The sequence below is a fragment of the Haloferax sp. Atlit-10N genome, assembly GCF_003586325.1.
GTDB lineage: Archaea > Halobacteriota > Halobacteria > Halobacteriales > Haloferacaceae > Haloferax > Haloferax prahovense.
The window spans coordinates 1-429 of sequence record NZ_PSYX01000203.1; the positions used below are offsets into that span (position 1 = coordinate 1).

1 pseudogene is annotated in these 429 nt (G+C 55.5%); it reads right to left on the reverse strand.

Annotated elements, in window-relative coordinates:
- Positions 1–387: pseudogene (locus C5B91_RS21890) on the reverse strand (hypothetical protein); the annotation flags it as partial.
- Positions 388–429: the final 42 nt, after the last annotated feature.

A 429-nucleotide genomic window follows, 5' to 3' on the forward strand; every position in this document is an offset into this window, starting at 1 on the left:
ATTCTCTTGTGGTGCCGGGGGACGGTCGTTGCTAAAGCTGTCGCTGAGTCGGATTATATCGTCATTAACGGGGTCGATTGCCACCGTCGTTATTGTGATCTCCTCATCCAATTCATTGGTGACAGTAAACTGGACGCCACCGTCAGTGTCACCGTTGCTATCGAGGGCAACAGCGTCCTCGTTGTAAATTAGACCACTGGTGCCGGACCCATCACCGGATCCTTGGTTTGCCTCCGTCACCGTTACCGGAATCGGGACATTTTCTGGGGTCTCCCCATCGAACGACCCGTCGATTTCACCGAGGCTGAACTGTGCGGTGTATGTTCCAGTTGCCGTCGACTGGTTCGCTTCGTAGACGAACTTGACCCGACCGTCGTTGTCGGACACTTCTGTACCCGTGGTAAGCGAGCCGGCGTTACTCCCGTCGAC